Annotated in this window: 22 protein-coding genes; 21 read left to right on the top strand and 1 reads right to left on the bottom strand. The window is 51.2% G+C overall.

The annotated features are described in order from the left end of the window. Nucleotides 1–314: 314 nt before the first annotated feature. From E5161_RS06150 to E5161_RS06065, 19 genes are all read left to right on the top strand, one after another. Nucleotides 315–614 (top strand): hypothetical protein, encoded by a 300-nt coding sequence (locus tag E5161_RS06150; protein ID WP_136776823.1) that lies wholly within the window; start codon nucleotides 315–317, stop codon nucleotides 612–614. A 287-nt stretch (nucleotides 615–901) separates the two neighbouring features. Next, on the top strand, nucleotides 902–1,657 hold the full coding sequence (locus E5161_RS06145; RefSeq protein WP_136776822.1) for a YveK family protein: 756 nt from the start codon (nucleotides 902–904) through the stop codon (nucleotides 1,655–1,657). Beyond that, on the top strand, nucleotides 1,638–2,345 hold the full coding sequence (locus tag E5161_RS06140) for a CpsD/CapB family tyrosine-protein kinase (RefSeq protein WP_246042115.1): 708 nt from the start codon (nucleotides 1,638–1,640) through the stop codon (nucleotides 2,343–2,345). The genes E5161_RS06145 and E5161_RS06140 overlap by 20 nt, the downstream gene beginning before the upstream one ends. A 159-nt stretch (nucleotides 2,346–2,504) precedes the next feature. After that, a complete protein-coding gene (galU, locus tag E5161_RS06135) occupies nucleotides 2,505–3,413 on the top strand; it encodes a UTP--glucose-1-phosphate uridylyltransferase GalU (protein WP_136776821.1) in 909 nt (302 codons plus the stop codon). Beyond that, nucleotides 3,410–4,108: a sugar transferase gene (locus tag E5161_RS06130; RefSeq protein ID WP_136776820.1), complete on the top strand. Its 699-nt coding sequence runs from the start codon at nucleotides 3,410–3,412 to the stop codon at nucleotides 4,106–4,108. Before galU ends, E5161_RS06130 begins: the two co-directional genes overlap by 4 nt. A 21-nt stretch (nucleotides 4,109–4,129) precedes the next feature. After that, a complete protein-coding gene (locus E5161_RS06125; protein WP_136776819.1) occupies nucleotides 4,130–5,212 on the top strand; it encodes a glycosyltransferase in 1,083 nt (360 codons plus the stop codon). Next, complete coding sequence (locus tag E5161_RS20695; RefSeq protein WP_169306583.1) at nucleotides 5,209–6,597, top strand: hypothetical protein; 1,389 nt, start codon at nucleotides 5,209–5,211, stop codon at nucleotides 6,595–6,597. Before E5161_RS06125 ends, E5161_RS20695 begins: the two co-directional genes overlap by 4 nt. Then, nucleotides 6,594–7,763, top strand: a complete 1,170-nt coding sequence (locus E5161_RS06120; protein WP_169306582.1) for a glycosyltransferase family 4 protein — start codon at nucleotides 6,594–6,596, stop codon at nucleotides 7,761–7,763. Before E5161_RS20695 ends, E5161_RS06120 begins: the two co-directional genes overlap by 4 nt. Further along, a complete protein-coding gene (locus E5161_RS06115) occupies nucleotides 7,764–8,882 on the top strand; it encodes a glycosyltransferase (protein ID WP_136776817.1) in 1,119 nt (372 codons plus the stop codon). It abuts the gene before it with no gap. A gap of 4 nt (nucleotides 8,883–8,886) precedes the next feature. Continuing rightward, nucleotides 8,887–9,459: an LbetaH domain-containing protein gene (locus E5161_RS06110; protein WP_136776816.1), complete on the top strand. Its 573-nt coding sequence runs from the start codon at nucleotides 8,887–8,889 to the stop codon at nucleotides 9,457–9,459. A 20-nt stretch (nucleotides 9,460–9,479) separates the two neighbouring features. Then, nucleotides 9,480–10,022: an acyltransferase gene (locus E5161_RS06105; RefSeq protein ID WP_281279848.1), complete on the top strand. Its 543-nt coding sequence runs from the start codon at nucleotides 9,480–9,482 to the stop codon at nucleotides 10,020–10,022. Between the two features lie 27 nt (nucleotides 10,023–10,049). After that, on the top strand, nucleotides 10,050–11,081 hold the full coding sequence (locus E5161_RS06100; RefSeq protein WP_136776815.1) for a glycosyltransferase family 4 protein: 1,032 nt from the start codon (nucleotides 10,050–10,052) through the stop codon (nucleotides 11,079–11,081). Nucleotides 11,082–11,083: 2 nt separating this feature from the next. Continuing rightward, entirely contained in the window at nucleotides 11,084–11,983 is a 900-nt protein-coding gene (locus E5161_RS06095) for a glycosyltransferase (RefSeq protein ID WP_136776814.1), read from the top strand. A gap of 9 nt (nucleotides 11,984–11,992) precedes the next feature. After that, nucleotides 11,993–13,345 carry an oligosaccharide flippase family protein gene (locus E5161_RS06090; RefSeq protein ID WP_136776813.1) on the top strand — a complete coding sequence of 451 codons (1,353 nt, stop codon included), beginning with the start codon at nucleotides 11,993–11,995 and terminating at the stop codon, nucleotides 13,343–13,345. Nucleotides 13,346–13,352: 7 nt separating this feature from the next. Then, nucleotides 13,353–14,327 (top strand): polysaccharide pyruvyl transferase family protein, encoded by a 975-nt coding sequence (locus E5161_RS06085; protein WP_136776966.1) that lies wholly within the window; start codon nucleotides 13,353–13,355, stop codon nucleotides 14,325–14,327. Nucleotides 14,328–14,346: 19 nt separating this feature from the next. After that, on the top strand, nucleotides 14,347–15,744 hold the full coding sequence (locus E5161_RS06080) for a sugar phosphate nucleotidyltransferase (RefSeq protein WP_136776812.1): 1,398 nt from the start codon (nucleotides 14,347–14,349) through the stop codon (nucleotides 15,742–15,744). Continuing rightward, the gene (locus E5161_RS06075) at nucleotides 15,741–17,093 is read left to right on the top strand and encodes a UDP-glucose dehydrogenase family protein (RefSeq protein WP_136776811.1); all 1,353 of its coding nucleotides are present in this window, start codon (nucleotides 15,741–15,743) and stop codon (nucleotides 17,091–17,093) included. Before E5161_RS06080 ends, E5161_RS06075 begins: the two co-directional genes overlap by 4 nt. 15 nt (nucleotides 17,094–17,108) lie before the next feature. Beyond that, complete coding sequence (locus tag E5161_RS06070; protein WP_136776810.1) at nucleotides 17,109–19,403, top strand: hypothetical protein; 2,295 nt, start codon at nucleotides 17,109–17,111, stop codon at nucleotides 19,401–19,403. A gap of 103 nt (nucleotides 19,404–19,506) precedes the next feature. Then, entirely contained in the window at nucleotides 19,507–20,277 is a 771-nt protein-coding gene (locus E5161_RS06065; protein WP_136776809.1) for a prolipoprotein diacylglyceryl transferase, read from the top strand. Between the two features lies 1 nt (nucleotide 20,278). Here the strand turns inward: E5161_RS06065 and E5161_RS06060 are convergent, their stop codons facing one another. After that, complete coding sequence (locus E5161_RS06060) at nucleotides 20,279–20,635, bottom strand: helix-turn-helix domain-containing protein (RefSeq protein WP_136776808.1); 357 nt, start codon at nucleotides 20,633–20,635, stop codon at nucleotides 20,279–20,281. A 243-nt stretch (nucleotides 20,636–20,878) separates the two neighbouring features. Here E5161_RS06060 and prmA point away from each other — a divergent pair, with 243 nt between their 5' ends. Next, nucleotides 20,879–21,874 carry a 50S ribosomal protein L11 methyltransferase gene (gene prmA, locus E5161_RS06055; protein WP_136776965.1) on the top strand — a complete coding sequence of 332 codons (996 nt, stop codon included), beginning with the start codon at nucleotides 20,879–20,881 and terminating at the stop codon, nucleotides 21,872–21,874. Then, nucleotides 21,871–22,530 (top strand): site-2 protease family protein, encoded by a 660-nt coding sequence (locus tag E5161_RS06050; protein WP_136776807.1) that lies wholly within the window; start codon nucleotides 21,871–21,873, stop codon nucleotides 22,528–22,530. The genes prmA and E5161_RS06050 overlap by 4 nt, the downstream gene beginning before the upstream one ends. Nucleotides 22,531–22,559 lie beyond the last annotated feature (29 nt).

Below are 22,559 nucleotides of genomic sequence, written 5' to 3'. Positions count from 1 at the left end.
ATGTTTTTCTCGGTGCTGCAAGCATTTTATTTCATTTTGGGATATAAGACCAAAGGTGGAAACTGAACTCGGTAATGAGTGCTTTGATTAGAAGGATGAGAAATTTATCCATGTTAAAATGAGTATATTATCATTCTACTAAGCTCAAAAAATAGGAGCTTATGCTTATGAAAATTCACATGTGAGCCCCTAGAAGCCCTGTCTTTCTTCCCTCAAGAATTTGTTCGACCTGTGGCATACTAAAAACCGAAAGGCATTCACGGTTCGACGAGGTCTGCAGGTAAGTTCATGAGTGGAGGGGAGAAACACAGGTGATGTCTTCGAATTTGGAGCAGAAGCAAGCAAGGCTGAAACAATTTTTGTACAGATTGTCCGAAGATCCTTCTCTATCGAAATCGGCTGGATTGACGGATTGGAGACCGCTGTCCGAACTCCTTCTGATCACCGGTTACCAGTCGCGAAATGAATCCGTTGATATGGCGGAGTTGGTATCCTTGATGTTGAAGAAGAAAGGGCTTGAAGAAGGCTCGGAAGACATGATGGATTACATAGTGAAAGGCGGAACGGTTGATGATTTTATGACCATAGCGAGACATTCGCATCCCTTATCGTAGTTAGGAACTGCTACATGTGGCTCGTTTTGGGCAGAGTCATGCCTAGATGTTCGCATAACGAATAACTATTTGCACTAAAAAATGCAAATCGCGACAATGCCATCTTCGGAGACTCGGTGACGCAGGTGACATCTGCTGAGACTGCAGAGGGAAGTGTGCGAACCCGATAAGCTCTCTGTGTCACCTTGTATGCCCGAAAGTTCTCGAATTGAATAGTGAAATGAAAATATGTCTTCATATCGAATTAAATGCTTAGATAGAGGGCGAATCGTAACGGGGGAAACACGATGGAATTAAAACAATATTGGATGATCGTCAAAAGACGGCTGTTGTTGATCGCGTTGTTGATCACCGTAAGCTGTCTGGCCGTCGGCATTTATTCGTATTACTTCATCCAGCCCAAATATGAAGCCTCCGCGAAACTAATCGTCAATCCGTATAAGGACAGCAGTTCATTGTTACCGAGCATAGACGTCGGATCCATTAACTCCACAATCGGATTGATCAAAACGTATAAAGAAATCATCAAAACGCCGCGACTAATGAAAAAAGTTGTCCATGAGTTTCCGGAGCTTGAAATGTCGTACGGGGAGCTCATCGGCAAAGTAAAGATAAGCTCGGTGAATGAAACGCAAGTCATGTCCATAACGGTTCGGGATGAGTCCTATGTCAGGGCGGCCAAGGCCGCAAACGCCGTAGCGGAAGTGTTTCAAAAAACAGTTCCCGGACTGATGAAGGTCGATAATGTTTCGATTTTGGACTATGCCGATCCGCGGGAGCATCACGCTCCGGTCGCTCCGAATCCCGTGATGAATATTGTCGTCGCGTTCATGCTCGCATTCATGATGGGCGTCGGCATTGCCTTCCTGTTGGATTATTTGGATGACACGATCAGGACCGAAGAAGACGTCGAATCGCTGCTTGGGGTTCCCGTACTTACTTCGATACCGAGGCTAAAGGAAAGTGATGCCACCGAAGGAATTCGCAAAACTCCGATCATGAAAACCGCCGGGAGGGAAAAAAGTGTCTCATTCGACTCCTAAATGGAATCTGATTACGGAAAAAAATCCGCAATCGCCTGTCTCCGAAGCTTATCGGATGCTGCGGACCAATATCGAGTTTTCTTCGGTCGACCGGCCGCTGCAAATCATTTTAATCACTTCGACCAAACCAAGCGAAGGGAAAAGCACAACTTGCGCCAATTTGGCGGTCGCATTCGCTCAAGCCAACAAGCGGGTGCTGCTGATCGATGCCGATCTTCGGAAACCGTCACAGCATCGTATATTCAACAAGTCCAACCGATTCGGCTTGACGACTGCTTTGTTCAATCAACAAGGGTTGGAGGAAATCGTTCAGCATCCCAACACCGACAACCTGGACATCATTTTTTCCGGGCCTACACCTCCCAATCCTTCAGAGCTGCTTTCTTCCAAGCAGATGGCCGCTCTTCTGAAGAGTTGCAGGGAAATCTATGATGTGATCCTAATAGACACTCCACCGATTATTTCGGTAACGGATGCTCAAATCGTGGCGACCCAAAGCGACGGTGTCGTGCTCGTGATCGACTCGGGCAATGTGAAGAAAGAAGCCGTACGCAGAGCGAAGGCGTCTCTTGACCATGTGAAAGCAAAGCTGCTCGGCGCCGTTCTGAATAACGTCCAACGAAATAGCAAGGACTCATACGCCTATTACTATCAAGAAGAAGTAGCGCATACCTCTTCCGAACGATAAACAACCCGGATCGTTAAGGTAATGTCTCCTGCACCTCTATCACCGGAGGCACTCGGTCATGCTGTGGGTCAGCCGACCTTAGACGTTCATCGTCAAGGGTGTGACGTGAGGAAGGGTTCGATGCCCTTGTCATAATAAACAGGATAGGGTGAAGCCAAAGTGAAAAAAGTGACAAAAGCTATCATTCCTGCCGCCGGACTCGGTACCCGCTTTTTGCCGGCAACGAAGGCCATGCCGAAAGAAATGCTTCCAATCGTCGATAAGCCTACGATTCAGTACATAGTAGAAGAAGCGATTGAATCGGGCGTGGAAGAAATCATTGTTGTCACCGGTAAAGGAAAGCGGGCGATTGAAGACCACTTCGATATTGCGTTCGAGCTCGAATATGTTTTAGAGGAAAAAGGGAAATACGACATTTTGGAAAAAGTCAGAAAGTCGTCTCATGTGAATCTTCATTATATCAGGCAAAAAGAGGCGAAGGGGCTTGGGCACGCCGTATGGTGCGCGCGCAATTTTATCGGGGACGAGCCGTTTGCCGTTCTGCTCGGAGACGATATCGTGGAGGCCGAAATACCGTGCACCAGACAGCTGATCGAACAATATGAACGTACGGGGCGTTCGGTCATCGGTGTGCAGACAGTAGGCGTCGATCAGACACACCGATATGGAATCGTGGATCCGGGTCCGGGAAAGGACAATCTTTACGAAGTGAATTCTTTCGTGGAAAAGCCGAAGCTTGGACAAGCACCTTCCAATTTGGCCATTATGGGACGCTATATTTTGACGCCCGAAATTTTCGAATATTTGGGTCGGCACGAAATCGGTGCGGGCGGGGAAATTCAGCTTACCGATGCGATTCAAAAGTTGAATGAAGACCAGGGCGTGTATGCTTACGACTTTGAAGGCACTCGCTATGATGTGGGAGAGAAGATCGGATTTATAATGACGACAATCGACTTTGCGCTTCGGAATCAAGAGCTCAGGCACCAATTGATGACGGGGCTCGAGGAGTTGGTGGAGCGTGAACTAGGCAAACAATTATTCGCCGGATGGAGTGATCGAGCATGAGATCCGGACCCTATCGGGATGAAGCGGTAGTGCGCGGCGCGAATTATTCCTCGAATACGGCGGTGCGGAAAGAAAACCGCGGCGATTCTACGCTGTACTCGATCCTCAAACGTACCATGGACATTATCGTATCTTTGGTCGGATTAATTTTGCTAAGCCCGCTGATCGCCTTCATCACTGTCCTCATCAAATGGGAGGACCCGAAAGGTTCAGTCTTCTTCTACCAGACAAGGATCGGCAAGAACGAAAAGACGTTTCGCATGTACAAGCTCCGGTCTATGTATACGAATGCCGAAGAAATGTTGAAAGATCTGCTTGATCAGAACGAAATCAGCGGTGCCATGTTCAAAATGAAAGACGATCCGCGAGTGACGAAAGTCGGCAAGTTTATACGAAGAACGAGCATCGACGAGCTGCCGCAGCTGGTTAACGTTCTGAAAGGCGATATGTCCATCGTGGGTCCGAGGCCCCCGCTGAGGAGGGAAGTGGCGGAATACACGGAATACGACAAGAAGCGCTTGTCCGTCACGCCGGGCTGCACCGGGCTTTGGCAGGTGAGCGGAAGAAACAATCTCAGTTTTAAAGAAATGGTTGAACTGGATCTTGCTTATATTGAGAAGCGGTGTATTTGGTTCGATATCCAAATTATGTTCCGAACGGTAAAAACCGTTTTCAAATCTCAAGATGCGTTTTAATCAGGAAACGGGGGCGAAATCATGGCAAGAGTACTTCATATCTCGGAGTTTACAAAAGGTGGCATCGAAACCCATCTGAATGAGGTGTTGAAGTACCAGTCGGCAAGTCACGATATTTATCTCATGGCCTCTGAGCAGAATACGAGCCGGGACAGCCTGCGGATCAGTCCTGAGCGGCTGTACCTGTATCCGTACAAGAGGGAGCCGAAATATTTTCTCCGGGCTATGCGGTCGATCCAAAAGAAGATGAATGAAATTAATCCGGATATCGTGCATGTTCACGGAACGTTCGCGGGGTTTTTCCTGCGAACGTTGCTTTTTTTAAAGAGGAAACGCCCCGCCGTTATATATTGCTCGCACGGATGGGCTTTTTTAATGGACACGCTGCCGTGGAAACGAAGACTGTTCGCTTGGGTGGAAAAGGTGCTGTCGCTTCGGACGGATTTCATCATTAACATTTCCCAGCATGAATATCAGATGGCCATGAATTACGGCTTGCCGCCCGACAAATCGGTCGTCGTATACAACGGAGTGTCGGATGCGCTTCCCGCGAATCGTTTGCCGATTGCCGTCAAGAAGGACAAGATCAATTTGCTATTCGTCGGCCGCTTCGACCGGCAAAAAGGCTTCGACCTGCTGCTTGAGGTGTTTAACGAGAATCAGTTCCCGAATGTCAATCTTTATTTGATCGGAGATACCGTATTGAAACGTGTGGATTATCAATATCCCGACAGTGCGGTGAAGATCGGCTGGGTGGACAATTCGGAGATCGACCGTTACATGCAAGCATGCGATGCGCTGATTGTGCCGTCACGCTGGGAAGGGTTCGGTTTAGTCGCGATCGAGGCGCTGCGGAACAAGAAACCTGTCATCGCAAGCAACCGGGGCGCACTTCCGGAAATTATCCTGCACGGCGTCAATGGTTATATTTTCGATTTCGACAAGAAGGAAGAACTGGTCGGCATTATCCAATCGCTGAGCAAAAGTAAGCTGGAGAAGATGGGGCAGACCGGTGGGAAAATTTTTTACCAAAAGTTCCATTCCGATCAGATGAATGAACAAATCGAACGGCTGTATGCGGGTGCGGGGATGGAGCGACGATGAATGCGAGCTGGCTAAGCAGCCCAACGCCGGATGAACCCATTGCTCAGCAACCGGTGAAAGGACAATTCTTTCTCGCTTTATATCTCTGTCTTTTGCTGCTGCTGACGATCTATCAAGATTTCCCGCTTGTCAACATGATCGGCGAAATCGGCAGGTCTCCTATCATTTTGCTGTTTCCTGTTTTTATATTTTGTGAAGTTGCCATGCTGGCCAAACACAAGAAAGTGACGTATGCGTCGAAGCAGCAGAAGTATTTGTTTGCTTTTATTCTTTATTTGAGTTTTGTGAGCATGGTGTATATTCTCGTTCAATTCGTGCAGGGCACTTACAGCTTCGGTACGGAGAACCTGCTCGTCAAATCGATGAAAGTATTGATGTATTTCGTGTTGATCTTGTTCTACATCAGACATATGTACCTGGTGTTCTCGAAAATCAAAAGCTTGAAAGTGATTTACGGCTGCTTTTTCGCCGTGGTCACGCTGCTGCTCGCCATTATGGTTTTGGAGCTATTGAGCATCCCGGATGCGCTGACCTATTTGCATTCGGGGAGCAGTCCGTATTGGAGGGTGAGGCTGCTCACCTCGGAAAGCAGTACGACGGGAACGATAATCGTCGTGTATTCCGCGATCATGGTTTATTTGACCCGGTATTTGAGCGGCGGTTTCGCCCGGACGTTGTCCTTCTTGTATGCGGCCGGCTTTTTTCTCTTCTATACGTCCGTAACAGGTTCGAAAGGGTTTTTAATCGTCATGCTGCTTACGCTTCTCGTGACCATGATCAAATTTCTGGATTTCAGAAAGAAGAAAAACTTCATTTTGCTTATTGCCATTGTTTTGGCCTTGTACTGGTATATTGCCTCTTTCTCTGCAGGGCTTACTTATTCGTTCAGTAACGATATCGAAAACTACACGTCGTCGTATACGCGAATGGGAACGATCATCATTGCACTTGCTACGGTGTTCCATCATCCGCTTGGCGTCGGAACCGGAGCGTATGTGACTTATTTCAATGAGTACATGAATGATGCGATTGAATTGATGTCCCGTGTTACTTACAACGCTTTCGGTTTAAGCCAGATCAATGCCGGGGAGCTGCTTCTGTATGAGGGTTCCGATAAAAATCTGGGCGTGAAATCGGGATTTTTCCAATGGGTGATGTTCGGCGGGATTGTCTCGATCGCGTTCTTCTTCCTGCTGGCCAAAAATCTGATCGTGAAAGTGAAATCCACATCCAGCTTGTTTCTGGCCCTTGTGTTTATATTGTTTTCTCTGATCTTCGTTGCGCTGGAAATCAAATACGAGGTTTGGCTGCTGTTTGCCTTTATCAGCTTTTTTATGGGCCGGAACGAGACGAACCATACCAACATGCCGAGGGTATCGAGATGAAAATACTTGTCGTGTGCAGCGATTTTCCGTTTCCTGCCGACCATGGCGGAAGGGTCGATACTTGGGGAAGAATTAAAGTTTTGTCCGAGCTCGGATGGAAGATTCATCTTGTCGTATGCGGCAAACAACTTCCTTCCGAGACGGACCTGGCGGTTGTCAAAACCTATGTTGAAGAAATCAAGATTTGTTCCCGAAGAAGCAAGTTGGCGGATCTTCTGCATGCGATCCCCATGCAGGCCCGTTCGCGAAACGAGCTGCGATACGTCAACTTCGATGCGGACTATGACTATGTGCTGCTCGAGGGCGACTATGTGTATCCGATTCTGAACAACCCGAATATTCGGAAAGACAACGTCATTCTGCGGGTTCACAACGATGAAGCGGTCTATTTCAAGGCGCTTGCCAGAAGCGCCAAAAATCCGATTCACAAAATGTATTACTACATGGAGAGCGGCAAGTTCGGCCTGCTGCAGAAGAAAATTCTGGAAAAGGTGAACAACTATTTGTTTATTTCCAGCAAGGAGTTTGAAAGCTTCCAGAGGCGACATCCTTCTGCCAACAGCTTGTTTTTGCCGCCGCCTGTCGATAATGCCGCATTTCGTTCCAACACGTTTCAGACCAAGCACGTCGTGTTTATCGGTTCGTTGTTCATGCCGAATAACCGGGAAGCGATCCAATGGTATCTCGAGTATGTTCACCCTCTGATGCTCAAGGAACCGGGTTACAAATTCATCGTGGCGGGCAACAGCAGGAAACAGAGCTTAAGTTGGCTCGAATCGTTCGATTTGACCCATGTGATGATACACGACAGCCCGAAGAGCTTGGACGATATTTACAAAAGCGGGTATTTGTTCGTCAATCCGATGCGGAACGGCGCCGGCGTCAAGTTAAAGACAATCGAAGCGATCCGGAACGGTTTGCCTGTCGTTTCGACGACGATCGGGAATGAGGGCACGGGACTTGCGGACGGTGAGCATATCATGATTGCCGACAAGCCGGACGATTTTTACCGGAAGATCAAGCGGCTGTTCGAGCATCCCCGGGAGGCGAAAGCGCTGCTGGAGTCATCGCAAAATTTCCTGCGGAAGCATTACAACCATAAAGAGGTGCTGAAAGGTTTTATCGAATCGTTAAATCCCGGTTATCCCGTAAAGCAGGTGCTTTGAATGAACGGAAAAACGAACGTCATGTTTGTTACCCACGCGGATCGGAAGGGAGGCGCCGAACAAAGCCTGATCCATTTGATCAATTACTTGGATACGTCAAAATACAATCTTTTTTTGCTCAGCCCTCCCGACACCGCCTATTTGAATGAAATAAGAACGAAGTACAAGCACTTCCCGCTCCGCTTGAACAGCATCAAAAAACGATTCGGCTTCGGCTATCTGGAAACCGTGTTTCGGATCAAGTCGTTCGTGAAGAAACACCGAATCGAGATCGTGCATGCAAACGGATGGCGGGCACCTTGGTATACGGCTCCGCTCAAATTTATGACGAAGTGCAAACTGGTGTGGCATCACAGGGACTATACGCATTTGCGTATGTTTAACCATGTGCTGCCAAGGTTTTTTGACCGGGTGATTTGCATTTCGCGCTTTGTGGCCAACTCTCTGCAAGGCGGCAACAAGACGATCATTTACAACGGTGTCGATCCGGAATTGGCCGTAACGTCAAAAAGCCGTGTCTTTATGCAGGACGATACGCTGGTCATCGGGACATTCGGACGAATTGTGGAGTGGAAAAGATATCATCTCATCATGGAAGCCGTCAAGAAGCTTGCCGACGCCGGCATCTATAACTGGAAGCTGTTCATTGTGGGCGACGCATCCGTGGACGGGTCGGAAGGCTATTTCAACGATTTGATCCGGAAGGCAATCGAGTATGGCTTGGAGGAAAACATTATCTTTTACGGCCACAGCAAGAATCCGCTGGACTTGATGAAAGAGTGCGATCTTACGATTAATTTCTCGCTCAACGAGCCGTTCGGCAGAGTCATCATCGAATCGTTGCTTGCGCAGACGCCCGTCATCGTTTCGGATTCCGGCGGGGCGCCGGAAATCATCCGGGAGACAAGAGGCGGGTTCATCGTGAAGGATGGGGATGTAGAAGAGTTATATCGAACCATCCGGCGTGTGTACAACAAGGCCGTCAACCATCAAGAGCTTTCCAGGCGAGGTCATGCCAGCGTCATGAACGACTTTCACATGAGGATGATCGCCGCCAAGGTAGAGCACACCTACAACTCGATAATGGCGCCGAGCTTCAAGCCGGATCCGGCGGGATGACCGCATGAGCATCCCTTTGCATCAAATCACGATCGGCAAGCTGCTGGCTGTGCTGAAGGGCGCCGTCGTTCTGCCGTTCAAAGCCGACTCCGTCGGCAAACTCAGCCGGATTAGCGGGAAATTGACGGTCAAAAACAAAGGCGAGTTCATTGTCGGACGGAATGTTTCTTTCCACGCCAAACCTTTTCCGTCTTCCATAACGATCGATAAACAGGCCAAGCTGTGGATCGGAGACAACGTGTTTTTCAACTATGGTTTGGATATCGGCTGCACGAAATCGATTCGGATCGGTGACCATACCATCATTGGCCCCATGGTGAACATTATCGATTCGAACTTTCATCCGGTGGATCGGCAGGACCGCTCCCGGAGCAAAGACATTGTCATTTCGGACAACGTCTGGATCGGCAGAGGGGCCGTCATTCTTCCGGGCGTAACGATCGGCCCCAATTCCGTGATCGCGTCCGGCAGCATCGTGACGCGGAGCATACCGGCAAATGTACTGGCAGGAGGCACTCCCGCCAAAGTCATCCGTGATATCGACGTTCCGCAAGATTGGATACGCCGGTTCAACTGATGCTGGAAAGGGGTCTCGGATTGAGGATTAGCGATGTAAAGCATGTCATCAAAAAAGCAAACCGCGTGCTGAGAGGTGCATTCTTTGCGCTCAGAACGACGAAAAGCGGGTCATGGATCCAAGTATCCGGTTCTCATATCGTCTCGAAATGCAAAGATACGAAATTGATACTCGGCGATAAGGTCATGCTCTATGACAGAGTAAATTTTTATCTGGATCAGCCCGGAGCGGAGATCGTGATCGGTGACCGGACCTATATTAACCGCCGGACGGAGATTATGGCCAAGGATTCGGTTCGGATCGGCAAGGCGTGCGCGATCTCATGGGACGTCGTCATTTCGGATACCGACTACCATGAAATTGCCGGCACCTCGTCGACGAAGCCGATCGTCATCGGAGATGAGGTCTGGATCGGCTGCAAATCGACGATTTTGAAAGGGGTGGCGATCGGCAACGGAGCCGTCGTGGCCGCAGGGTCTGTGGTCACGAAAAATGTCCACCCCCATACGCTCGTAGCGGGAATACCTGCGAAGGAGATCAAGCGGGACGTCAGGTGGAAATGATTTCTGCAAGGCTAGGGAGAGTATGGGATGAAAGTATGGATGTGGCCGAAAACGAGCCAGTTGAATCGGTACAGTAATTTATTGTCGGATTCACTGTGCGCCGCAGGTTTGGACATTAGAGATTTGAAGCACGGCAAGCTGATGCTGCACATCGGTCCAACGAAACCGGGGGACATCGTGCACGTGCACTGGGTGCATCATGCGTATCAGCATCGCAATCCACTGTTGTTTATCGTCAAATCTTTCATTTTTGTCTTGACCATGGTGTGGTTGAAGCTGAAAAAGGTTCAGTTGATATGGACCATTCACAACCTGTACCCGCACGAAGTCAAGTTCCGAAAGATGGAGCGGTTCATGCGAACGCTGATTTGCCGATTTTGCGGCAAACTGATCGTCGCTTCCGAGTCGATCAAGAAGAAGGTAATGGCGGAGTTCAACGTGCCGGCAAACAAGATTTACGTTGTGAAGCACGGACATTATTTGGGCGTATACAAACCGCAAGGAGTCGATTTCAGAAGCCGTTACCATATTCACGAAGCTGACGGAGTCTATTTGTTTCTCGGTGCTATCAAAGCATACAAGGGTGTCGAGGACTTGATCGAATCCTTCCAAGCGATCAAAACCCCAAATCGCTATTTAATCATAGCGGGGAAAGCGGACCGTGAGATGGAGGCCTACCTCAAACGCTTGGACAATACCGAAAATATCATTCCGGACCTGCGGTTCATCCCGGATGAAGAGGTGGCCGATCTGATCCGCGCTGCCGACGTCATGGTCATGCCGTACAAAGAAATTACGACGTCCGGTACGGCGATCCTCGGACTGTCGTTCCAGAAGCTGATCGTGATGCCGGAAAATGATTTCATCGACGAGTACTTTCGGGAAGATATGGTCGTCCGTTATGATCCGGCCGACGGCAGCGGACTCGCGAACGCGATGAAAGCGGCCTTAAATGTGAAAAAAGCAGAAACAACGGCCAAGTATGAAGAGGTGCTGAAGGAGTTGGATTGGAGTACGATCGCGCAGAAGATGAAAAACGTTTATCAAGGATGGGAATAGCGATGAAGGTTACGGTTGCGATCTGTTCTCATAACCGGGCCAAGGACACCGGTGAGGCGGTCATGAGCGTCCTTGCGCAAAGTTATGATCCGAATGAAATCGAGATTGTCGTCATCGACAACCGATCGACGGACAATACGGTCCAAGTGGTCAACGACTTGCGGCAACGGCATGGTCCGAGGATACGCTATCTTTTCGAAAATAAGCTGGGTCTCTCGGTTGCCCGGAACCGGGCGATCAGGGAAGCGAAAGGCGAATACATACTCTTCCTGGATGACGATGCGCTCGCTTCAAGCCATTGGGTGCGGCACATGGTCGACGTCTTTGAGCGTGATCCGGCCATCGGCTGCGTCGGCGGCAAAATCGATCCGATCTGGGAGGCCGGGGAGCCGGATTGGGTTCCCGACGAACATCGATCGGTTTTCACCATCCTTGATTATTCCGGGGAAGTGACGGAGATGCCGTCTCCGGCGATTCCTTACGGCGCGAATGTTGCCTTTCGGAAGTCGGTCTTCCGTCATATCGCACCGTTTCGCGAAGATTTGGGACGAGTAGGTACAAACTTGCTTTCGAGTGAGGAAAGCGAGCTGATCGCGAGACTCCGCGATCGCTATAAGGTGTACTACACGCCGTTCGCACGGGTTCAGCACAAAATCGCCAAAGAACGAACGACCAAGAAATGGTTCTTGAAGCGGATTTTTTGGCAGGGGGTGAGCGATGCAGTGAAGCGGCAGGATAGAAGCGTTCTGGCCGTCGCCAAGCATACGGTCCGTATGCTGCAAGCTGTCGCAAAGTCGCTGTTCTCGATTTTTCATTTTAAAACATTCATCCGGCAGGTCGTTCACGTTTATTACCGCAACGGATCGATTATCGGTATTCTGCGCTACAACAGCAGGGGTTGACTGGAAATCATGACACAATTGGCCATTCGTAAAGCGTGGAAAAGCGGCGGTCTTGCCCAGACGATTCTTCGCACCAGCGCAACGAACCTCCTGATCATGGTTGTAAGCACGGTGACCTCGATCGTAACGGCACGCATGTTCGGGGTCGTCGGCAAAGGCGAGTTTTCGGCCATTCTTTTTTGGCCGACGTTGTTGGCGGGGCTCACAGGATTCGGGCTGCCGACTTCGCTGATTTACAACATGAAGCAAAACAAAGGAAGCGCGGGAGACTTTGTACAGGCAGGCTTTCTGTTCCAAATTCCCGTCAGCATCGCCGCCGGCATCATCGCCTGGATTTGGCTTCCGGTCTGGCTGGGGAACTATCCGGATGTCGTCATTGAGATCGCGCGCTGGTACACGGTGTTGATGCTTCCGATCATACTGGGCGTTAATTTGATCGCGGCGCTGGCTCAGAGCACCGGCCATTTTCATGTGTATAACGGCGTACGTTTATATGCTCCGCTGTTCAACGTGGCCGGACTGATCGCACTAGGCGCGATCGGTCATGCAAGCCTTCAAGCGGCTTCGCTTGTTTTTCTGGTGACCAGTGTGCTGGTGATGGTTTGGGCGTTATACAGCCTGCGGGCATTCATTCCTGTCGCTCGGTTCACAGTCTTGGTCAACCGGATGGCGGCGAAGGCCTTGTTCGGATACGGCAGCAAAGTGTTCGGCGTCGAACTTCTCGGCACGCTGTACGCCCAATTCGATAAAATCATCATCCTGTCGATGCTTACCGCGAAGGATCTTGGCCTTTACACGGTCGTCTACGCGCTGTCCCGTGTATTCAACGTCGTTCAGATGGCGATCACCAATGTCATTTTTCCGAAAGTAACCGGCATGGACAAGGATAAAATCATCGCAACGGTCGGCCGGGCGTTTCGGCTGTCTCTCCTTCTCATGACGATCGTCGCCATCCCGAGCCTATTCATCGGACGGTTCCTGTTGTCGCTTTTGTTCGGCACGCCGTTTCTCGAGGCGACAACCGCATTTTACTTGCTTTCCGCGGAATGTATTCTCGGAGGCGGCTCGTGGATTCTGGCTTCGTCGTTCAATGCGATGGGGCGGCCCGGTCTTGTGTTGGCGCGCCAAATGATCGCCATTGCGGTGACGATCGGATTCCTGTTCTTATTCACCCCGATATTCGGACTGAACGGAATCGCGCTTGCTTTACTAATAGGCGCTGTCATCCGGATGATTGTGACCATGGCCGCGATGCGAATCGTCTTCCATGTCCCCATGAGCGGGCTGCTGTTTGAAAGAAACGATTTCCGTTTTTTAGCGGAGCGTTTACAGAGGAAAGAACTAGGCAAAGGAGAGCGTTGAATTGCACATGGCATCGAACGTTCACCCGATGAATGAGCTGAAAAAGCGGCTAAACCAAATTTTAAACGTCATTCCGCAAGGCTCTGACATTTTCTATTTGGATTATCCCGTTCATAGCAACGGCGGAGACTTGTTGATCATGAAAGGCACGGAGGCTTTTTTCAAAGAGCATGACATTCGAGTCCGTGCCCGTTACAGTGTCCTTGATTTTCCCGACACGCTGAAGATTCCGAAAGACCATATCATCGTCCTTCACGGCGGCGGCAACTTCGGCGACCTGTATCCGGCGCACCAAAAGCTGCGAGAGAGAATCGTTGCCCGATATCCGCACCATCGCATCGTGATCCTTCCGCAAACGATATTTTACAGGAAGGAGTCCGAGTTCGACCGAACGGCGCAAATTTTCAACGGGCATCGTGATGTCCATCTGTATGTCCGCGACACCTTGTCTTATGAGATGGCTACGCGTAAATTCCATCAATGCCGAGTCTATTTGTCGCCGGACATGGCCCATCAATTATGGCCGATCCGGTCCAAAACGACCCCGGGCAAAGACCTGCTCTGTTTCTTCCGAACGGATATCGAGAAGACGACAGAGCAGCAGTCGCTGGAAAAGACCGGACAGGGCGATATGCTGGACTGGACAACGCTTTATAACCGGATAGAAAAAAAGGCGATTCATATGATGATGAACATGTTCAGAAAAGGAAGAGGGCCAGTGCTGATGCAGGCAATCTGGGGCAAGTATACCGATTACCTGGTGGGCAAAGCCGTCAAACGCTTCAGCGGATATCGGACCGTGCAAACTTCCAGGCTGCATGGCCATATTTTGTCCTGCTTGATGGACAAGCCCCATACGCTGTTGGATAACTCCTACGGCAAAAATTCCAACTACTATCATACTTGGACGAGCGGAGTAGAATCCGCGCGATTGGTCGTCATGAACGACGGGGTATCCGACCGCCGGTCGGTGATTACATAACGTAACGGGAGGAAACGCCATGAAAATTGTCCTTCTTTCAGGAGGCTCGGGTAAACGGCTCTGGCCGCTTTCGAACGATTCACGCTCCAAACAATTCCTGAAGGTGCTGAATAACGCCGACGGTGAACGGGAGTCCATGGTTCAGCGTGTGTGGAGGCAAATCGGCAATGCCGGGTTACGCGAACATGCTTATATTGCGACCGGCAAACCGCAGGCAGATATGATATACAGCCAGCTCGGGAGCGAGATCGAAGTGATCATCGAACCGGAAAGAAGAGATACCTTTCCGGCCATCGCGCTGGCGGCCGCCTACTTATATTCCATTCAGGGAGTCAGTCTGAACGAAACCATCGTCGTGATGCCTGTCGACCCGTATGTGGACGACTCCTTCTTCCGGAAGGCCAAAGAGCTTGATCTTGTTCTGAACGACACCGGCGCGGATTTGGCCCTGATCGGGGTGAAACCGACGTATCCTTCGGAGAATTATGGTTATATCGTACCGGACAGCAACACACGAGCGGATGAAAGATTTGTAAAGGTGCACAGTTTTAAAGAGAAGCCGCGCAAAGAAGAAGCGGCGGCCATGATGGAACGGAATGCGCTTTGGAATTGCGGCGTATTTGCGTTCAAGCTCGATTTTCTCATTAATATTTTGATTGCGAACAATTTACCGATTCAGTACGAGGAGATGTCGAAGCGGTACAGTAAGCTTCCGAAGATCAGTTTCGACTACGAAATCGTAGAGAGAGCTGCTCATATTGTCGCGACGCCTTATGAGGGAGATTGGAAGGATCTCGGAACGTGGAACACGCTGACGGAGGAAATTGAAACCGCGTTAATCGGCAAAGGAATTATTAGCGGCGAGTCGCACAATACGCACGTGATCAATGAACTCGAAATTCCCGTAACGCTGCTTAATTTATCGAATGTCGTCGTAGCGGCAAGCCCGGACGGTATTCTCGTGGCAGACAAATCGTCGAGTCCGGCGGTCAAAGAAGTCATGAAGCATTCGGATCAACGTCCGATGTATGAGGAGCGGCGGTGGGGACGTTACCGGGTGCTCGATTATTTGAAATATCCGGACGGCAACGAAGTGCTGACCAAAAGAATTCGCGTCGCGCCCGGCCGGAACCTAAGCTACCAGTACCATCAGCTGAGAGACGAGGTGTGGACGGTCGTTTCCGGCCAGGGACAGATGGTGCTGAACGGCGAACGTTTTCCGGTTCAGTCGGGTGACGTCGTCAAGATCTCCAGAGACAGCAGACACAGTTTGCGGGCGGAAATCGAAATGGAGATCATCGAAGTACAGACGGGGACGGAGCTGATCGAAGAGGATATCGTGCGGCTCGCGTACGATTGGAACGAGATTATGCAGTTGTGCACCGAAAAATGGATCTCAATGGAGGGATTAGAATGAACATTGCGGTTATCGGAACCGGTTATGTCGGACTCGTATCGGGCGTTTGCTTTGCGGAGCTCGGCAACCGGGTTATCTGTGTGGATAAGGATACCCGCAAGATTGACATCTTGAATTCCGGCGGCATTCCCATCTATGAGCCGGGATTGAAAGAGTTGTCCGAGGCGAACCGGGCGGCGGACAGACTTGCGTTCACGAGCGATTTGCCTGGTGCCGTACGGCAATCAGACATTATCATTCTGGCGGTCGGAACCCCACCGCTGCCGAACGGTGAGGCGAATCTCTCATACATCGAAGAGGCGGCGCTTGAAATCGCGGAAGCGATGAACGGCTACAAAATCATTGTGGTGAAAAGCACGGTTCCGGTCGGAACGAACGAGCGGCTCTCTGACTTGATCCGGCGCCGCACGAAGCACCTTTTTGACAGCGTTTCTCTGCCGGAGTTTTTACGGGAAGGCTCGGCGATCAAGGATTCGCTGCAGCCTGATCGCATCATTATCGGAGTCGACTCTCCGTTGGCAGCCGACACGATGGTAGAGCTGCATAAGCCTCTGACCGAACAAATCGTCGTAACGGATATACGCAGCGCGGAGATGATCAAATACGCTTCCAATGCGTTTCTCGCCACGAAAATATCGTTCATTAACGAAATCGCCAACATTTGCGAGAAAGTCGGCGCGGACGTCACGCAGGTAGCGGAAGGAATGGGCTATGACAAACGGATCGGCCCCGCCTACCTGAAAGCCGGTATCGGCTACGGCGGGTCTTGTTTTCCGAAAGATACACGCGCCCTTATTCAAATCGCCGGCCACGTCGATTACGATTTCAAGCTGCTGCGCTCGGTCGTCGAAGTGAATCAGGGCCAGCGGTTCAACGTCATCCGGAAGCTGGAGACGATCTTCGGCGGCGAGCTGCAAGGCAGGACGGTTGCCGTCTGGGGACTGGCGTTCAAGCCGAACACCGACGACGTCCGTGATTCACCAGCTTTGGAAATTATCCAGTTCTTGGTGGAGAATGGCGTGAAAGTCAAAGCCCATGACCCTGTTGCCATGGGCAATTTTCAAGCTTTATTCGGGAAGGAGGGGGTCGAATGGTGCAATGATGCGCTTGAAACGGCACAAGGCGCGGATGCGCTCTGCTTGCTGACGGAATGGGAGGAATTTGCTGATGTGGATCTCAAGCAATTGCAGTCCGTTCTGAATAGGCCGATCCTGATTGACGGACGAAACGTTTTTGAAGAGGAAGATTTGCTTGGAACGAATTTCGTTTATTACTCCGTTGGCCGTCCCAGCTTGAATCAAGGCGTGAAAGAGCAGCTGCCCGCTCTTCCATTCGTCCAAAATTTGTGACCAGAGGTGACCAGGATGTCTTTGACGAAAAAAGTGACCGTGTCCGCACTTGCCGTTTCGATGCTTTCCGCTTCGCTTGGCGTTGTGCCGCTAAGCCAGAAAGGGTTAATAGAGAAGTTCGGAGTGGTTCATAGGGCGTATGCCGCAAACGCGGGGCTGCCGTCCCCAGCTTTCTTGCAGCGGATGAACGAAGTGCACGCCGCGCTCGTTGCCGGTGATGCGGCGGATGTGCAGAATGTGAGGAATCTCCGCGACGAAATCGCCCGACTCGACGATCAAACTGACCAGTATCTGCTGGATCCGATCTGGAACAAAATCAGCGGCAAACTGCCGGAATCCGTCGACCAGGCGGAATTAAAGGAGAGCTTGTTCCGGCTCGTCAAGGCAGTTGGCTCCTTCCGGTACGACCCGAAGGCATCGGATTTGGAGGCGATTCGCACCAATCCCGAATTCCGTGCGACGCTTCAAACGATTGCGGCGGCCGGGGGCCACGATAATTTAAAGATGGATGATTTCCTCGTGTTCTTGTTCGGTGATGGCGACAAGCTGAAAGGATTAGAAGGCACGATCGTCGACGTGCTGAAGAGCAAACCGCCGCTTGAGCTGGCCCGGTTGTTCGTAGATCGGCAGGGCATTCACGCGGTTTTGACGGAGGCGGCGGATAAGCTGTTGCGCCAAACGGACGACTACACATTCAGCTCGATCTTGAACAACCTGGACGTTACGGCAACGGATGTGCGCGCCACCGTTCTGGGATTCCAGATGAAGTTGGACCATGCTGTTCCGGCGACCCATGCGATGGCGATCGCCTATATTCGCTCGGCAGCGAAAGCCGATGTCGAAATAAGCGACGATGGCCGTATGCACCGGTACAGTCTGAATGTGTTTGGAATCAAGGTGCCGAACATGGTGCTGAATTGGGTGAAAGTATCCGGAAGCCCGGACGTAACGGTGGAACCCGATGGAGTCGTCTCCATTCCGGAAGACGTCCCAAGCGCCTCGGCGGTCATTCGGGCGATGCTTATTTCCCCTTCCGGAGGGACGCATAAAGTCATCTTTGAGCAAGAAGTGACATTAACCGCGGAACAGTCGGGCGACGTCTTCCCGGTGAAGCCATTCCTGGAACGAATGAACAAGATTCGCGCGGCTCTACTTGCAGGTGATCCCGCGGATATCCTGGATGTGCGCAAGGCACGCGATGAAATTGCCGGCCTGAATGCCGTGGAAGATCAAAAGCTGATCGATCCGCTGTGGAACCGCATATCGCCTCATCTGCCGGATTCCGTGGATCGAGCGGAGCTGAAAACGAAGTTATTCAACATGCTGCAAGCGCTCGGTTCATTCCGATACGACCCGCAGGCGTCGGATTTGGAAGCGATACGGAACAATCCCGAATACCGGGAAGCTTTGAAAACGATAGCGGCGGCAGGCGGCGTGAACAGCTTGACGATGGACGATTTCCTTATTTTCCTGTTCGGGGATGCGAAGGATCGCATCGGTTTCGAAGGAACGGTGCTCCGTACCGTAGCGGACATGAAGTCCAAAGAAATTGCAGCCCTCTTGGGCAACCAGGATAAAATGAATGCGGTCTTCGGGAAAGCGATGACCGAGCTCTTGTCCAAGAAGCAAGACTATGCACTGACCCAAACGCTGCGCAATCTCGGCGTGAAGCCGGCTGATCTCATGTCTACGGTTGAAAATTTCCAGAACAAGTTGAAATACGACCTTCCGGCCATGAATGCGATTGCCGTGGCTTATGTGCGGGCGGAAGCGAAATCGACGGTGAAAATCACCGCGAACGGACGCCATCATGAATATCAATTGTCATTCATGGATATTCGGATTCCTTCCTCGATCTTGCAATGGACGAAAGTGTCCGGGGACAAGGATGTTGAGGTGAAGAAGGACGGGAAAGTCTCGATTTCGAATAAAGTCGCACAAGGGACTGCGGTGATTCAAGCCGCATTGATCAATCCTTACGGGGGGCCGGCGAAAGTGGTCTTCCAACAAGAGGTGACGCTAGTCAACGGAAGCAAGAAAGAAAAGGATGATCCGAAAGACGAGGTTCGAGACATCATCAAGGAGCTGGAAGAAAAGCTTGACGAGCTCAAGGAGGAACTACTTGCCTCCACCGGCGATTTGCAAAAAGTAAAGGTATTGTTGGAAGTCGTTCAGACGGGCAAGGACACGGTCAATCGGATCCAGGAAACCGATGCGCCAAAAGCCGTCAAACATGAAGCGCTCCGTGACGTGAAGAATCAAGTGAATCAAACGGTGTTCTTTATTATCGAGCATATGATGGGCGTATAACTGAAGGGGCTGTTCGGGGGTCGTGTCTTGACTTCTCGGACAGCCCTTTTTTCTCATTTCGCTTTGACTTCTACCATGAGCGGAAGGCGGGGAGGAGATCACGATGGAACAACGACGCAAACGAAAGAAGAGACGGCGGAAATTCCGGAAACCGAATGCCGCCATCGTTACCCTTGCTTCCTTAACGGTTATTCTTCTTCTCACATGGGCAGTCTTGCACTCGCAGAGGTCAACGGAACAAGCGCTGCAAGATGCTGAACGCGTGATGGCACAAGCGGAGCAAGAGCCTTCAGCGGCAGAAGATTCTCCCGCCGCTTATGAACAATCGAAGGAAGAAGCGGATGCCGCCGAAGTCGAGCCGCAGCTGCCGGACGCGGACGAGCCGTCTCCACAGCCGGGCAAGGATAAGCCGTCTCCGCAACCGGATACAAAGCCAAATCTGTCTGTGCCAAGCCCGGAGCCATCTCCAAAGCAAAGCATGAAGAAATCCGACACACCAAGGCGTGAACAGCCAAGCGCAAGTCCAACCGATCCGCCGATCAATCAGATCCAACGATATGAACAACGATTGAAGCAGGTTCAAGCGATTTGCACGAAGGAAATGGAAAATGTGCTGCAAGAAGCGGAATCGAGCATGAGGAAACTGGATAAGGCAGATGCCGCCGCTGTCGGGGCATGGAAACAAAAATGGACGAAGGAGTTGGCATCCGCAGAAGCCGTATGTAACGGCAAGTTCGAAGATGTCGTCCAGAAAGCGGAAAACGACTCTGTGCCTTCGCGTGATACGGAGAAGTGGCGGCAAACCTTCTTCGCTTTCAAGGAAAAGCTTAATGCCAATTTGCAAACCAGGCTGCGGAAAGCGATGGGGGGATAAATCATTCATCCTTGGGTAAGGTCCGGTCACGGAGCAGGCGTTCGAGCAAACTGCGAATCAAAGCCAAGTCTTCCTGTTGCAGAGGAACTCCGTCCCAATGAAGCTGTTCGTAATTCAAATATTCTTTTGCATTATGGTTAGGTTGAACGGGAGGCTGCGGATCATCGGTCAGCCCCAGAAGATAGTCCGCCGACGTTCGAAGTTTTCTGGAAATCGTTTGAATGGACTCGATCGTCGGCTGGCGATATCCGGATTCATACCCCGCATACGTGCTTTTTGCCACCCCTACATAATCGGCCAATTCTTGCATCGTCAATCCCCTCTTTTTACGCAGTTGCTTGAGCCGCGCAGCGAACATCTTCAACCCTCTCCCGGAACGCAGTCATTTTTACAGCGGTGGTGCCGGAAACCATGTATTTTGCTAGTATGACAAATAATTATAGCACGATTACCAGTTGCTTGCACCCGATAGACGGGGCCTCGCAGCGCCGCTGGGAGCCGGTGAGTCCGGCGTTTATTTTGCCTAGCCAAAAGGGAAACGTGTATAATGGAGGCTGATATCCAAAGGACGGACGAAACGGCGTCGGAAGGGGCAGCAAACGTGTTATGGCATGAAATCACGGTATTGGCGACGGAACCGTCGCAGGAAATGATCGCGCATTATATGAGTGAGCTCGGGGCCGGCGGAGTAGCCATCGAAGAATCCTGGTCTCCCGACAAGCCTTACGATACTTCGCTGGGCCAATGGTTCGACAAGCCTTTGAACGATATCCGGCCGGGATATGCGGTGATCAAAGGTTATTTTGCGGAGGGCACCGATTTCGAACGCGTTCGAGCCGAGCTGGTCGAGCTTATTCAAGGTTTGCCGGAATTCGGCTACGATCCGGGAGAGTTCACCGTGCAGACCGGAGAAGTGAAGGAAGAAGACTGGGCGGACGCCTGGAAAAAATATTTTAAGCCTTTGCGCGTTTCCGAACGATTGACGATCAAGCCCACTTGGGAGGAATATACGCCGGAGGATGACGAGTTGATCATCGAACTGGATCCCGGCATGGCCTTCGGCACCGGAACCCATCCGACGACCGCGCTGTGCCTTCGTACGTTGGAGAGCGCGATTCGGGCAGGCGATGCGGTCATCGATGTGGGAACGGGATCGGGCATTCTGTCCATCGGCGCGATCAAGTTGGGCGCTTCCCGGGTGCTGGCGCTCGATCTGGATCCGGTGGCCGTCTCCAGCGCCACGGAGAATATTAAGCTGAACGGCTTGCAAAACGAAATCCAAGTCCGGCAGAGCGACCTGCTCGGCATCCTGAATGAACGGGATACCGCCGCAGGCAGCGCGCTTGCCGTCAAGCCGCCCGTGGACCTCGTCGTGGCTAACATTCTGGCGGAAATCATTTTGCTGTTCATTGCCGATGTGATGGAAGTGCTCAAGCCCGGCGGCATCTATATTGCATCGGGTATATATAAGAACAAAGAAGAAGACGTGGAGGCCGGCCTGCTCGCGGCTGGATTCGAAATTATCGACCGTGTCCGGCAAGACGACTGGATCGCGTTCGTAGCGGGTAAGCCGAAGGAGGATGAGGAGGAAGCATGAGTTTACTTCGGTTTCCTCTCGAGGAACTCCCTTTCTTTATTTTGGTCATGCTGGTTTCCTTCAGCGTACATGAATTTGCCCATGCATGGACGGCATACAAGTTCGGAGACAAGACCGCGTACAGGGAAGGCCGCGTGACGCTCAATCCGATGGCGCATCTGGACTGGATCGGCATGATTTTCCTGGTCCTGGCCGGATTCGGCTGGGCCAAACCGGTTCCGGTGGACCGGCGCAATTTCCGCAGTCCGCGGTTGATGACGATGCTGGTCACCGCCGCGGGACCGGTCAGCAACTTGCTGCTTGCCTTTCTCGGATTGTTGATCATCGCCATCCTGAATGCCTCCGGCGTCTCGATGTCAGATGCGGCGGCTGCAACGCTGGGTACCTTTTTTAAATATTGGCTGCAGATCAATATGGTCTTATTTTTGTTTAATCTCATTCCTCTTCCTCCGCTGGATGGTTACCGCATCCTCGAGGAGTTCATGCCGCTGCGGAGTCGGATCCAAATGATGAAGTACGAGCAGTGGAGCGTTTATATTTTCTTGTTGATCCTGTTTCTGCCGCCGCTCAGAAGGATCACAATTGATCCGTTATTCTCTTTGAGTGGTCCGATTCTCATCGGAATGAATCGGTTTTTGGCGTTGTTTTTCGGCTGATCGGAAACAGAATCCGGTGGCGCAACCGG

It is taken from the genome of Cohnella pontilimi, from assembly GCF_005049045.1.
Taxonomy (GTDB): domain Bacteria; phylum Bacillota; class Bacilli; order Paenibacillales; family Paenibacillaceae; genus Cohnella; species Cohnella pontilimi.
The sequence above is the reverse complement of the archived record's forward strand: the minus strand, read 5'-3'. Positions and strand labels throughout refer to the sequence as shown.

Bases quoted from the DNA above. Each gene is read 5' to 3' on its own strand.
- E5161_RS06085 (WP_136776966.1), top strand. From the start codon at position 13,353: ATGGCATCGAACGTTCACCCGATGAATGAGCTGAAAAAGCGGCTAAAC.
- E5161_RS06060 (WP_136776808.1), bottom strand. From the start codon at position 20,635: ATGTTCGCTGCGCGGCTCAAGCAACTGCGTAAAAAGAGGGGATTGACG.
- E5161_RS06150 (WP_136776823.1), top strand. From the start codon at position 315: ATGTCTTCGAATTTGGAGCAGAAGCAAGCAAGGCTGAAACAATTTTTG.
- E5161_RS06090 (WP_136776813.1), top strand. From the start codon at position 11,993: ATGACACAATTGGCCATTCGTAAAGCGTGGAAAAGCGGCGGTCTTGCC.
- E5161_RS06070 (WP_136776810.1), top strand. From the start codon at position 17,109: ATGTCTTTGACGAAAAAAGTGACCGTGTCCGCACTTGCCGTTTCGATG.
- E5161_RS06145 (WP_136776822.1), top strand. From the start codon at position 902: ATGGAATTAAAACAATATTGGATGATCGTCAAAAGACGGCTGTTGTTG.
- E5161_RS06050 (WP_136776807.1), top strand. From the start codon at position 21,871: ATGAGTTTACTTCGGTTTCCTCTCGAGGAACTCCCTTTCTTTATTTTG.
- E5161_RS20695 (WP_169306583.1), top strand. From the start codon at position 5,209: ATGAATGCGAGCTGGCTAAGCAGCCCAACGCCGGATGAACCCATTGCT.
- E5161_RS06075 (WP_136776811.1), top strand. From the start codon at position 15,741: ATGAACATTGCGGTTATCGGAACCGGTTATGTCGGACTCGTATCGGGC.
- E5161_RS06065 (WP_136776809.1), top strand. From the start codon at position 19,507: ATGGAACAACGACGCAAACGAAAGAAGAGACGGCGGAAATTCCGGAAA.
- E5161_RS06095 (WP_136776814.1), top strand. From the start codon at position 11,084: ATGAAGGTTACGGTTGCGATCTGTTCTCATAACCGGGCCAAGGACACC.
- E5161_RS06120 (WP_169306582.1), top strand. From the start codon at position 6,594: ATGAAAATACTTGTCGTGTGCAGCGATTTTCCGTTTCCTGCCGACCAT.
- E5161_RS06110 (WP_136776816.1), top strand. From the start codon at position 8,887: ATGAGCATCCCTTTGCATCAAATCACGATCGGCAAGCTGCTGGCTGTG.
- E5161_RS06100 (WP_136776815.1), top strand. From the start codon at position 10,050: ATGAAAGTATGGATGTGGCCGAAAACGAGCCAGTTGAATCGGTACAGT.
- E5161_RS06130 (WP_136776820.1), top strand. From the start codon at position 3,410: ATGAGATCCGGACCCTATCGGGATGAAGCGGTAGTGCGCGGCGCGAAT.
- E5161_RS06115 (WP_136776817.1), top strand. From the start codon at position 7,764: ATGAACGGAAAAACGAACGTCATGTTTGTTACCCACGCGGATCGGAAG.
- E5161_RS06080 (WP_136776812.1), top strand. From the start codon at position 14,347: ATGAAAATTGTCCTTCTTTCAGGAGGCTCGGGTAAACGGCTCTGGCCG.
- E5161_RS06125 (WP_136776819.1), top strand. From the start codon at position 4,130: ATGGCAAGAGTACTTCATATCTCGGAGTTTACAAAAGGTGGCATCGAA.